The organism is uncultured Rhodospira sp. (assembly GCF_937138205.1).
Lineage (GTDB): Bacteria > Pseudomonadota > Alphaproteobacteria > Rhodospirillales > Rhodospirillaceae > Rhodospira.
This window is the reverse complement of record NZ_CAKZOT010000003.1, coordinates 19448-31531: the sequence shown is the minus strand read 5'-3', so window position 1 is coordinate 31531 and position 12084 is coordinate 19448. Positions and strand designations below refer to the sequence as shown.

Genomic DNA, 12084 nt, shown 5'->3' with positions numbered 1-12084 from the left:
AGGTTGTGCAACAGCGCATGGTCAACCATCCTTGGGCGGCTGCAGCAGTTCTCAATATGGATGGATAGCAGTGGTCCTCCCCCCGTCGACAATCTGATAGCCATTTCATGGGGAGGGACTCCGAGCGGCGGGTGCCGGCCGGCGCCATCATCCAAATGTGTGAATCAGAGAGGGCGCCACCCGGCGGGACCCTCACCGGTCCGTCGGGTCGAGCGGGTCGGTCGGCAACGGCCTGTCCATCCCCTGGGCCTCGGTCAGATCGACGGCCAACAGGGCTTTCAGATAGTTGTGGTCGCGCTGCCACCGCGCCAGCACCTTGGTGCAGGCGTCCTGGGTCAGCCGGTCATACAGGTCCATGACCGCCTTGTGTTCGTCGCGCAGCACGGTCGCCGACACCGGGCGCGCCTTACGCGAAAACAGAAAGATGACCGAGAAATCCTCCCGCGCCAGATCGAGTGCCTTGCAGGCAATGGCCAGGCCCTCGCCGCCCGGCTCGAACAGCATCCGACGCACCAGGATCTCGCGCATCCCGGACGCGCGGGAAAACAGCGTGACGAACAGCGACACCTCGCCATTCTGCAACGCCGAGATCATCAGGTCGGCGTCGTTGCGGCCGGCGGCGCTCAGTTCCTCGGCCAGGCGCTCGGCCGCCGTGGGACCCGAGTCGGGGGCCTCGTCGGTCGGATCGGCGTGCAGCACGGCGTTCTCGATCAGGGCGTCGACCTCGGTCGGGTCGAGGCCGAAGCGATCCACGATGGTCTTCCGCAATGCGGCCGAGACCCACAGCACCATGCGCTTGGCCAGGTCCTCGGGCAGTTCGCGGCGGGACAGGATCGGCTCGCGATAGCCCCCGACGCGGCGCGACTGCTCCACCAGATAGGCAAGCGTCGCACGCGAGATGCGCGCGTCGGGGTTCTTCAACAGTTCGGTGATGACCGTCTCGTTGCCGGTGCTGACCAGTTCCTCGCTCACCGCCTCGCTGACCTCGAATCGCACGGCGACGGCGAGCTGGTGTTCGAGGGTGCGGTTGCGGATGACCTCGATCAGGTCGGCGTCGCGCAGCACGGGGCTCTGGCTGAGCACCGGATAGGCGACGTCGATTTCGTCATTGGCCAGGAAGGTCAACAGGTCGCGCGGCACGTCCGGCCGGCTGGCGAACTCGGCGGCGATGCGCCGGCGCACGGAAAGCTCGATTTCCTTCAGAACCCGGCGCAGAATGTCCGCCATCAGGGCGAACTCGCGGTCGTTCAGGCTGTCGGCCCCCTTGGCGAACAGGGCGGCGATGGTCTCGGCCAGGGCGGTGCGGGATGCCACGGTCTTCTGCCGGGCCAGGGCCAGAAGGTAGGGGGCATCAAGACTTTCGGTCTGCCCATGTTCTTCGGACGGCGCCATGGATCGGCCTCGTTTGCGCGCGGAAACCCGGGGCGGACACCGAAACACACACCGGCATCCGACCCTCGGCTGGTCAACTATGCCAAATGTTATACGGTAGTCTATACTGAATTGTTAACGGGCCCTCATTGGAAATGCCGAAAGCGATGTGGCGGCGCCCTGGCGTGACGCCGCGTGACGTGGCGTGTGGGGGGCGTGTTGAACCGGGCTCGAATTGCTTCTATTGTTCGCGCGCCCGGACCTGCCATTGCAACTGTTCCTTGGACTCGCCCCTCAATGACCGACCTTTCGCACATCCGCAACTTTGCCATTATCGCCCACATCGACCACGGCAAATCGACCCTGGCCGACCGCATGATCCAGATGTGCGGCGGGCTGGACGACCGCGAGATGAAGGAGCAGGTGCTCGACAGCATGGACCTGGAGCGCGAGCGCGGTATCACCATCAAGGCGCAGACGGTTCGCCTGACCTACGAGGCGTCGGATGGCAAGACGTACGCCATCAACCTGATGGACACGCCGGGGCACGTGGACTTTTCCTACGAGGTCTCCCGTTCGCTGGCGGCGTGCGAGGGCGCGCTGCTGGTGGTGGACGCGTCGCAGGGGGTGGAGGCGCAGACGCTGGCCAACGTCTATCTGGCGCTGGAGAATGATCTGGAGATCGTGCCGGTCCTGAACAAGATCGACCTGCCGGCGGCCGAGCCAGACCGTATCAAGGAGCAGATCGAGGACGTGATCGGCATCGAGGCGACCGACGCGCTGATGATCTCCGCCAAGACCGGCCAGGGTGTGACCGACGTGCTGGAGGCGCTGGTGCAGCGCCTGCCGCCGCCCCAGGGCGCGGTGGACAACCCGCCCAAGGCGCTGCTGGTCGATAGCTGGTACGACCCCTACCTGGGGGTCATTACGCTGGTGCGGGTCATCGACGGCACGTTCCGCAAGGGCATGAAGATGCGCATGATGCGCACCGGCGCCGTGCATCCCATCGACAAGGTGGGCGTGTTTACCCCCAAGCTGGTCGAAACCGAGAGCCTGTCGGCCGGCGAGATGGGCTTCATCATGGCCGGGATCAAGTCGGTGGCCGACACCCAGGTCGGCGACACCCTGACCGACGACCGCAAGCCGTGCGCGGCGCCGTTGCCGGGCTTCCGTCCCTCCGTTCCCGTGGTGTGGTGCGGGCTGTTCCCGGTCGATACCTCGGACTTCGAGACCCTGCGCGACAGCCTCGCCAAGCTGCGCCTGAACGACGCCAGCTTTGAATACCAGATGGAGACCTCGGCGGCGCTGGGCTTCGGCTTCCGCTGCGGGTTCCTGGGCCTCTTGCACATGGAGATCATCCAGGAACGCCTGACCCGCGAGTTCGACCTGGACCTGATCACCACCGCGCCCAGCGTGGTCTATAAGATGCACCTGACCAACGGCGAATACCTGGAACTGCACAACCCGGCCGACATGCCGGACCCGGTGACCATCGACTCGATCGAGGAGCCGTGGGTCAAGGCCACCATCATCGTCCCGGACGAGTACCTTGGGCCGGTGCTCAAGCTGTGTACCGAGCGGCGCGGCGAGCAACTCGATCTGACCTACGCTGGCGCGCGGGCCATGGCGGTCTACAAGCTGCCGTTGAACGAGATCGTGTTCGACTTCTACGACCGCCTGAAGTCGATCTCGCGCGGCTATGCCAGCTTTGACTACGACATGGACGAATACACCGAGTCCGATCTCGTCAAGGTCTCCATCCTGGTCAACAACGAACCGGTGGATGCGCTGTCGTTCGTCGCTCACCGCACCCAGTCGGAGTTCCGCGGCCGCCAGATCTGCGAGCGGCTGAAGGACCTGATCCCGCGCCACATGTTCAAGATCCCGCTGCAGGCGGCCATCGGCGGGCGCGTGATCGCGCGCGAGACCATCTCCGCCATGCGCAAGGACGTGACCGCCAAGTGCTATGGCGGCGACGTGACGCGCAAACGCAAGCTGCTGGAGAAGCAGAAAGAGGGCAAGAAGAAGATGCGCCAGTTCGGCAAGGTGGAAATCCCCCAGTCCGCCTTCATCGAGGCGTTGCGCATGAAGGAGGGGTGACGCCTCGCCGCGCGGGGTGTGCTATCCTTGGTGCTCCGTCGACAGACTTTCCGAGTAAAGCAGGTCGCGTGAACGCCGAGATCGCCGCCAAACGCGAGGCCCTGACGGCGCTGTGCCAGACCTATGGCGTGGCCCGGCTGGAGGTGTTCGGCTCGGCCGGACGCGGCGGTGATTTCGATCCCGACCGCAGCGACATCGATTTTCTGGTGACGTTCCACGACACCGCCGCGCCCGACCTGACCGCGTTCTTTGCCCTGCAATCCGACCTGGGCGCCTTGTTCGGCCGACGCGTCGATCTCGTCATGCCCGACGCCGTGCGCAACCCCTCTGTCCGGGAGTCGATCGAGCGGACACGGGAGCGGGTGTATGGCGCATGATCCGTGATGATCGCCTTGTCTGGCGCAATGTCTGCACCCGCCTGCCGGACCTTCATTCAACCATCAAGGCGCTGCGTGTGAAGGAGGGGTGAGGCGGCAATCCCCTCGCCAAAAACGAGCACGATTCATTTGAGGGATTCACTGCGAGACTCGCGTTTGCTACGATGATCGCGACGGCAACAAAAAGCGGTGAATGCCGATGGATGGGTCCGGCACGAGCGCTGATCCCTTGCTGCGCGGGTTCTACACCGTGAGCGATGCGGCGCGCCTGCTCGGCATCGCGCGCAAGGATCGGATCCGGCGGTGGCTCGGGCCAGCCAATGATAGTGCGAGGCCACCTGTCGTCCTGCGCGACTATTCGCCCGACGGCGGACCCCAGGAACTGAGCTTCCTGGACCTGATCGAGGTGCGCTTCGTCGAGCATTTCCGCAGCAAAGGCTTCAGCCTGCAGTTCCTGCGAAAGGTTGCGCAAGCGGCCCGCAAGTATTTTGGGGCCCGCCACCCGTTTGCCCTGTCGCACGCAAAATACCTGACAGATCGAAAAAACATATTCCGGCTTGTCGCTGACGAAGAGCGGTTGAGTATCAGCAATATCTTGACCGGCCAGCTCGAAATGTATGACATCATCGAGAAGTCACTTGCTGCTGATTTGACGTTTGACCCCGTTTCATGCTTGGCCACAGCGTGGCGCCCCCGGCCCGACACGTCCCCGAACGTGGTCGTCAACCCGCGGTATGCGTTCGGTCAGCCCACGATTGGTCCCGACAGGGTGCCGACCGCTGCCTTGCGCCGCCAGTTCGATGCTGAGGACGGCGACGTGGCGCGGGTGGCGTCTTGGTGGGAGGTGGAGCCTGCCTTCATCAGGGAAGCTGTCGCCTTCGAGCGGGAGTTGGCTGCGTGAGGGTACGCGCCAACGAGCATTTTTCTCCGAAGCTCATCGAAACCGTCAAGGCGGTCGCGCTCATCAACTCGGACGTCGACCTCTCGACCGTCCGCGAGGCCGGCCACCAAGGCATGGCCGATCACCACTGGATCACGGCGTTCGCCCACGAAGGCGGCCACGCCATCCTCTCCACGGATACCGACTTCCTCAAGAAACCCCAACAGGTTCTGGCCGTTGAGGACACGGGCCTGAGAGTCATCTGGTTTGCCCCGCCTCACGGCAACGCCAAACTGGAACTCCAGACCGCGAATATCCTGATGTGGTGGCCTCGCATCGAAGCCAAGCTTCGAGAGGCGCGACCTCGTGAGTGCTGGGCTGTGAAGTGGACGATCAACGATGGCGTCGAGCTGCGGCGCGAAGAGTTGAAATTTCAGTCCCATCGCAAGAAGGCCAGGAAGGCCGCGCGTCGGTTCGATTGACGGCGGAGACACCTCCGTCTCACGCGATCGCGGGGACCGGGAGCCCCGCCCCCCCTCCTGTGGCACCGCAACCAAATCGCGCGGCGCTCAATCATTCTGGCGCCACTTTGCTCGATATCGGATCGTTTCGGTAACATATTTGCGCCTATTTTACATGCATTGATTCATATGGCCCGCCTTGCGCCGGAATAGTGATGTTGCGTTGCGATAGTGCGTTGTGCGCCCGCGTCCTTTTCCGGTATAGTTCCCCACAGCTGATCCGCATGGGGCCATGACGGGGGCACACCGAACGGACACGGTGGAGAGGGCCGCACGGAACGGTCGCGCGGCGGTCGCCCCGTGCCCAGCGCCCGCTCCGGTCCGCACGCTCGGCCAACCGCGCATCATCAGGCCCGCCGCGCTCAAAGCGCCGACACCCCTACGCCACGCCCCGGCCCCGAGACACGGGCCAGACGAGAAGGAGGACCCTTCCATGGACGTCGACTTCAATTACGCCAGCATGACATTGCGCGACTACCAGAACTGGAAGACGCGCGCCGACGCCGCCAAGGTCGCCTTCGTGCCCTTCGGCGGTGGTCCCTACTACGGCTATGAGGTCGGCGTCATCGACGCCATGCACGAACTCGGCATCGTGCCCGATGCCATGCTGCCCGGCTGCATTGGCGACTTCATCGGCATGTACTACCTGATGGCCCTGGTGGAGGGGCGCCACCCCACATATTACATCGACCAGTTCTCCAAGAACGGCCTGCTGTGGGAAAAGGACTACGTCAAGGCGCCGATCCCGCCGTTCTTCGCCATGCGCGTGGCGCAGTGGATGCGCGGCTTCGCCCAGTACTACACCACGCCCCAGGCCTACCAGAACCTGTTCGCGCCGGAGTTCATTCCCAACATGATGAAGGCCGGGATGGATTACATGATGAACCCGACCGACCGTAACCTGGGGATCTTCACGCGCAACGCCTGCGTCTGCAATCCCATGGCCCGCCTGCTGCTTGGCGGCTACTTCTTCGCCCCGATCGGCCCCTTCGCCGAGCTGTACAACCCGCAGGACCCCGACGGCTGGATTGACCCGGCGATCAACTGGGGCAGCGTCTATAGTGACACGTCGCCGATCTACATCATGAGCCTGCTGAAGGTGGGCGCGGCCGAGGTCGTGCAGTCGACCAACTGTGCCGACCACCCTGCGTTCGCGCCCGTCGACGGCCGCCGCCTGGCCTCCGGCAGCAACCTGCCGTGGCTGATCGCCGAGACCTATATCGACGGCAGCTACTACCGCGAAAGCGCCGTCCGCGATGTGGCCACCCTGACCCCGACGGCGCTCGATTCGCTGCCGTCGCTGGACGTGTGCATCTGCGTGCAGATCATGGACAGCAACGACACCGACATGCTGTCCATCGACAACGGCAACCACAACAACTACGCCCTGCAGGTCACCGAGATGGTGGCCACCATCGGCGACGACGACATCAAGCAGGCGATGGCCTACCAGAAGCAGAAGGGCCGCGACACGGAATGGATCGTCATCGAGGCCCAGTCGGACGCCAAGCCCTTCTGGACGCATGAGAACATCGCCCGCTGCCGGCAGGAGGGCTACGAGATCGCCATGCACAAGTTCATGACCAGCGAGAAGCTGCGCCCCTACATTAAGCACACGCCACGCCACGCGACGCCCCAACCGGCGCACGCGGGCCGCCGCACCAGCGTGCTGCGCGAACCCCGGGCCAACCGGACGGCGTCAGCCACCGTCACGGGCCTGCACGCGGCGGAATAAGGAGGCGGCACAAGCCCCCCACTTCAACCTTCCCCCATGAATCTGTCATGTTCAGACTTCTTTTGCCGCCAAGCTGGGGACCTACGCCCTGGCGGAAAAGTGACTCGTCATTGCGAACCCTCGTCGCAAGAAGAGGGTGAAGCAATCCAGAGCGTAGGACACCAGCATTCGCCCTGGACTGCTTCGTCGCTGCGCTTCTCGCAATGACGAGCATAAGTGAAGATGTGTGAATCGAACCGCCATTTCATTGAGAGGAAGGCCGGGCCGCACCCCCTTTCCGGTCTGCTCTCCAGCCCATCGGAAGGTGCTTGCCTGACTCCTCCCCTATGAAATGGGGGAGGTTGGGAGCGGGTTCAGGCGGAGGGTCCCGTCAGGCGGCGCGGACGTCCGCCAGGAAGGATTCCACCATCGCCTTCAGGTGGCCGGACTGCTCGTTGAGCGAGCCGGTCGCCTCCAGGACGCTGTCCGCCGCCGAGCCCGCGTCGCGCGCCGCGCGGGTGACGCCGGTGATGGTGGACGAGACCTCGGTGGTGCCCTGACTGGCCTCTTGCACGTTTCGGGCGATTTCCTGGGTAGCGGCGTTCTGCTCTTCCACGGCCGAGGCGATGGTCGAGACGACTTCGTTGATTTCCTTGATGATATCGGAAATGGCGCCGATGGCCGACACGGCCGTCTGGGTCTCGGTCTGCACGGCGCCGATCTGCTGCCCGATCTCCTCTGTGGCCTTGGCCGTCTGGCTGGCCAGGCTCTTAACCTCGTTGGCCACCACGGCGAAGCCCTTGCCGGCGTCGCCGGCGCGGGCGGCCTCGATGGTCGCGTTCAGGGCCAGCAGGTTGGTCTGGTTGGCGATGTCGGTGATCAGATTGACCACCTCGCCGATCTTGTGGGCGGCCGTCGACAGGCCCGAAACCACCTGATTGGTGCGGTCCGCGTGGGTCGCGGCCCGCTGGGCGATGTCGTTGGACTGCTGCACCTGCCGGCCGATCTCGCTGATCGAGGACGACAACTGTTCGGCGGCCGAGGCCACGGTCTGCACGTTGGTCGACGCCTGTTCCGAGGCGGCGGCCACGGTCGTCGCCTGGGCGTTGGTTTCCTCGGCGATGGAAGACATGTTCTTGGCGGTGGACTGAAGCTGAGACGCCGCCGCCGCGACCGCCTGCAATACCGTGCCCACGCCCTGATCGAACTGGGCGTTCAGGCTTTCGATCCGCTCGGCGCGCGCGTCACGACGGCGCGCGGCCTCCTGTTCCTGCGCGGCCAGACGGTCGGCCTGTTCCATGCCGTCCTTGAAGGTGCGCACGGCCTTGGCCATGTCGCCCACCTCGTCGCCGTGATCCTGCGCCGGGATTTCGACCGCGTAATCCTTGTTGGCCAGGCGGCCCATGGCGCCGGTCATGGCGCGGATCGGGCGGGCGATGCCGGCACTGAGGATCCACGCGGCGGCGAAGCCGATCAGAACGGCCACCACGGACAGGACGAGGGTGATGACCACGGTCTGGCCGATGATCGCCACGGCCTTGGGGCCGAGCGTGTCGCGGACCTGTTTGGTGTCGGTTATGAAGCCGACGATCTGCTCGGCGACGGCCGGCCCGACGACGTCGAGGGTGTCGTGCACGATCTCGTCACGCGTGCCGATCACGTCGGCGACGTCGGCGAAGGCGTCCTGGTAGTCTTGCTTGCGCGCGGCCGCCGTTTCGACGCGGCCGCGCAGGGTCGGGTCCTGCAGGGCGGCCATCAGGGCGGGCGTGGCGGTGTCAAAGGCCGCAAGGGCTTCGCGTGTCCTGGCGGCTTCTCCGGCATCCCCGTTGCCCAGGAACTTGCTGCCGTGGATGCGGGCTTTCAAAAGGGTCTGGAGCATCACGCCGGCGCGGTAGGCGCCATCGGCATTGTTGGCGGTGTCCGACGCCTGCATCACGTCGCTGAGAGCATCCTCGACCTCCGGCCCCACCGTCACAAACACCTGGGTCAGGTCCTGGCGTCGTCCTTCAAGCTCGATCACGCGGTCGAACCCGGCCCGATAGCGCTCGACCTGGCCGGCCATATCGCGCAGGCGCGCCTCGGCCCCCGGGTCGCTGGCTTCGTCCAGGGCCGTGTCGACCAGCGTCTGGACGGACTCCAGTTGCTGGACGACCGAGTCGGCCACCGCCGGGTCATTGTCGATCAGGTAGTTCTTGACGTTCAGCCGGGCTTGCAGGAACTCGTACTGCAGTTCGCTGATGGTATGGGCCGATTTGGCGGCGTTGCGGTACTGGTTGAACATATCCTGGACGGTGAGGAACTGAAGCGTCGACGCCGCGCCCACAAGGACGAGCAGGAGCAACACGATTCCGAAACCACCATAAAGCTTTGGGCCAATGCGGACTGACTTGAGCATAGCAAAGCACTCCTTGCTCCTCTCGGCCAGCGTTCTGCCGAGGAGTGGGCGATATTTTGGATTTTTCGGGTTGAAGGTCAGCGCTTTCCTTGAACGAACCGCAACAGATCGCCGTCCGTTCACACCGTCGCGCCATTTCGCATGTTGGAAGCACTACAATCAGAGTTCGTTGGTAGGAAAAGGAAATTCAAGGGGCCCAGCAAGGAAAAATATTGACCAAAATTTTATAGAAATGCCTGGCACTAGAAGGAACGGGTTCTCTCAAAATAAAAAGTTCAAGAAAATATTACTTTTGCATTAATGTCGATCGTTATCTCTGATGTTTCTAAATTATATTACCGGATCCCGACCTGGGTGTTGTGTATCGAGTCTTTCGGGTCCATGGCTGTTCCGATCCAGCGGTGCGGAAACAGATCGTAGGGTGCGTCTGGAGGCGGTGAAACCGCCGACAACGCACCGTCGGGTCGTTCAACGGTGCGCCGTCGGCCGCTGCGCGGCCTCTCAGGCGCACCCTACGGCACTCTTGCATCCGACGACGGACCGTCCGGCCGTTCAGCGGCGGGCCGTCGGCCGCTGCGCGGCCTCTCAGGCGCACCCTACGGCACTCTTGCATCCGACGACGCACCGTCTGGCCGTTCGACGGTGCGCCGTCGGCCGCCGCGCGGCCTCTCAGGCGCACCCTACAATCCTCAGGATGAAAGGATCGGCCTCAATACCCCTTCTGTACGCGGCCGAAGGTCTTCGACCACTCCTGCTCGTTGCTGTTCCAGTAGTCCGGATCAAAGAAGTTCAGCGACTCCAGCGTGCCCGTCGGATCGAACGCCGGCAGCGATGTCACGCTCTCCGGCAGGTCGACCTTGTTCGGGTCGAGCGCCGGCGGGTAGTTCTGCCCCTCGGCGACGGCGATCGCCACCTCCGGCTCCAGCATGAAGTTCAGCAGTTCCTCGCACGCCTCCATGGGGCTGCCCTTGATGACGAACAGGCATTCCTGCCACGCCAGCCCGCCCGGCGGATCCAGATAGCCGATGTCGTGGCCCTGCTCCTGCAAGGCCTTGACGCGGCCGGACCAGGCCTCGGTGACGTAGATTTCCTCTTCCGCCAGCAGGCTCATGAGTTCCGCGCCGGAATTCCAGTATTTCAACAACAGCGCGCGGTGTTCGCGCAGCTTCTCCCAGACCGCGTCCATGTCCTGGATGTTGTTCGGATCCTGGCCGGTCTGCAACGCGGCGTACCAGATGCGGGTCTTCCACTCGCCCCAGCCGCCGATCTTGCCCTTGAAGTCCGGGTTGACCAGCAGGTCGGCGCCCTGGGCCTTGGCCTCGTCGTCGCTGACGTGCTTGCGGTTATAGGCGATGCCGGTGGTGCCGTAGTCGTAGGGCACGGCCGACAGGTTGCCGCCGGTGATCTTGCGGAACGGCTCCTGCAGGGTGGTGATGACGAGGTCCAGGTTGGGGATGTTGTCCTCGTTCAGCGTCGTCGACAGGTCGAGGCCGTGATAGCGCGCGTAGTCGAACACGCCCGACAGGTGGGCGATGTTGAACTCGCCGGGCTGGCTGGCCTTGACCCGGGCCAGGTACTCATCGGCGCCGCCGAAGGTGCCGTCCACCACCTCGATGCCGGTCTTTTCGGTGTATGGCTGGAAGGCGTACTCGCGGAAGGCCTCGGAGACGACGCCGCCCCAGCCGTCGAAACGCACCTGGGCGGGATCGGCGGCGCGGGCGTGCCTGGCCATCAGGGCCATCGGGCCGCCGGCGAGTCCGGCGCCGAGGCCGGCCGCGCCCAGCAGGCCGAGGAAGCCGCGACGGTCGATGTCGCCGTTGCGGTACCGCTCCAGCAGGCGTTCGAGGCGTTTGGTCTGGTCCATGGGTCAACTCTCCCTGTTGTGAAATCTGTGTCCCGCGGATGGACTCGCGCGGGCTTATCGCCCCGTCATGCGCGCCGACAGCCGGCGCGCCAGCGCCGCTCCCAGCAGCGGCAGGGCCACCGTGAACACCACCATCACCGTGCCCAGCGCGTTGATCTCCGGACTGATCGAGTTGCGCAGCATGGCGAAGATCTGGGTCGGCACCGTCTCCACCCCGCCGGGCTTCCAGAACAGCGTGCCGGTGATGTCGTCGAAGGAAATCGTGAACGAGAACAACATGCCGGCCAGCACCGCCGGCAGCATCAAGGGCAGCGTGATCTCGCGGAAGGTCTGGACGGCATTGGCGCCCAGGCTGAGCGCGGCTTCCTCGTAATCGCGGCGGATGCCCACCAGCCGCGCCTGCACCACCAGCACCACGAACGGCAGAGTGAAGATGACGTGCCCCATCAGCAGCAGGAAAAAGCTGCGCGGCACATCCAGAAACCGCAGGAACAGCAGCAGGGCCACCGCCAGCACCACCTCCGGCACCAGGATCGGCGCGATCAGGGCGGTCGAGATCAGGCGCTTGCCCGGGAAGTCGTAGCGCACCATGGCCAGCGCCGCGAGCACCCCCATGCTGGTCGAGATCACGCTGGTCAACGCCCCCAGCACCAGCGAGGTCTGGAACGCGCGCACGATGGCGTCGTTCTGGATCAGCTCGACGAACCAGCGCAGCGACAGGCCCTCCATGGGGAAGCTGCCGAACTGGTTGGCGTTGAACGACAGCAGCATGACCACCGCCACCGGCGCGAACATGAACAGATAGACCAGCACGGTGCCGAGGCGGATGGCGGTCCAGGCGAGGGTCATGGCGTGTCCTCCC

9 protein-coding genes are annotated in these 12084 nt (G+C 64.5%); 5 read left to right on the top strand and 4 right to left on the bottom strand.

Annotated features, from left to right (window positions below; all coding sequences use genetic code 11):
• Window positions 1-192: 192 nt before the first annotated feature.
• The gene (locus Q0309_RS00555) at window positions 193-1392 is read right to left on the bottom strand and encodes a DUF2336 domain-containing protein (RefSeq protein WP_299436132.1); all 1200 of its coding nucleotides are present in this window, start codon (window positions 1390-1392) and stop codon (window positions 193-195) included.
• A 276-nt stretch (window positions 1393-1668) separates the two neighbouring features.
• Between Q0309_RS00555 and lepA the strand changes: the two genes are divergently transcribed.
• The 5 genes from lepA to Q0309_RS00530 all read left to right on the top strand — a co-directional run bounded on the left by lepA (window position 1669) and on the right by Q0309_RS00530 (window position 6984).
• Window positions 1669-3471, top strand: a complete 1803-nt coding sequence (gene lepA / locus Q0309_RS00550; protein ID WP_299436130.1) for a translation elongation factor 4 — start codon at window positions 1669-1671, stop codon at window positions 3469-3471.
• A 68-nt stretch (window positions 3472-3539) separates the two neighbouring features.
• Complete coding sequence (locus Q0309_RS00545; protein ID WP_299436128.1) at window positions 3540-3848, top strand: nucleotidyltransferase domain-containing protein; 309 nt, start codon at window positions 3540-3542, stop codon at window positions 3846-3848.
• 199 nt (window positions 3849-4047) lie between these two features.
• Window positions 4048-4749 (top strand): hypothetical protein, encoded by a 702-nt coding sequence (locus tag Q0309_RS00540; RefSeq protein WP_299436126.1) that lies wholly within the window; start codon window positions 4048-4050, stop codon window positions 4747-4749.
• Window positions 4746-5210 (top strand): DUF5615 family PIN-like protein, encoded by a 465-nt coding sequence (locus Q0309_RS00535; RefSeq protein ID WP_299436124.1) that lies wholly within the window; start codon window positions 4746-4748, stop codon window positions 5208-5210. The genes Q0309_RS00540 and Q0309_RS00535 overlap by 4 nt, the downstream gene beginning before the upstream one ends.
• 472 nt (window positions 5211-5682) lie before the next feature.
• Entirely contained in the window at window positions 5683-6984 is a 1302-nt protein-coding gene (locus Q0309_RS00530) for an alpha/beta hydrolase (protein WP_299436122.1), read from the top strand.
• 370 nt (window positions 6985-7354) lie between these two features.
• Here Q0309_RS00530 and Q0309_RS00525 read toward each other — a convergent pair whose 3' ends face one another.
• From Q0309_RS00525 to Q0309_RS00515, 3 genes are all read right to left on the bottom strand, one after another.
• Window positions 7355-9358 (bottom strand): methyl-accepting chemotaxis protein, encoded by a 2004-nt coding sequence (locus tag Q0309_RS00525; RefSeq protein WP_299436120.1) that lies wholly within the window; start codon window positions 9356-9358, stop codon window positions 7355-7357.
• A gap of 709 nt (window positions 9359-10067) precedes the next feature.
• Entirely contained in the window at window positions 10068-11222 is a 1155-nt protein-coding gene (locus Q0309_RS00520) for an extracellular solute-binding protein (RefSeq protein ID WP_299436117.1), read from the bottom strand.
• A gap of 54 nt (window positions 11223-11276) precedes the next feature.
• Entirely contained in the window at window positions 11277-12071 is a 795-nt protein-coding gene (locus Q0309_RS00515) for an ABC transporter permease (protein WP_299436115.1), read from the bottom strand.
• Window positions 12072-12084: the final 13 nt, after the last annotated feature.

Bases quoted from the DNA above. Each gene is read 5' to 3' on its own strand.
- Q0309_RS00555 (WP_299436132.1), bottom strand. From the start codon at position 1,392: ATGGCGCCGTCCGAAGAACATGGGCAGACCGAAAGTCTTGATGCCCCC.
- lepA (WP_299436130.1), top strand. From the start codon at position 1,669: ATGACCGACCTTTCGCACATCCGCAACTTTGCCATTATCGCCCACATC.
- Q0309_RS00540 (WP_299436126.1), top strand. From the start codon at position 4,048: ATGGATGGGTCCGGCACGAGCGCTGATCCCTTGCTGCGCGGGTTCTAC.
- Q0309_RS00530 (WP_299436122.1), top strand. From the start codon at position 5,683: ATGGACGTCGACTTCAATTACGCCAGCATGACATTGCGCGACTACCAG.
- Q0309_RS00525 (WP_299436120.1), bottom strand. From the start codon at position 9,358: ATGCTCAAGTCAGTCCGCATTGGCCCAAAGCTTTATGGTGGTTTCGGA.
- Q0309_RS00520 (WP_299436117.1), bottom strand. From the start codon at position 11,222: ATGGACCAGACCAAACGCCTCGAACGCCTGCTGGAGCGGTACCGCAAC.
- Q0309_RS00515 (WP_299436115.1), bottom strand. From the start codon at position 12,071: ATGACCCTCGCCTGGACCGCCATCCGCCTCGGCACCGTGCTGGTCTAT.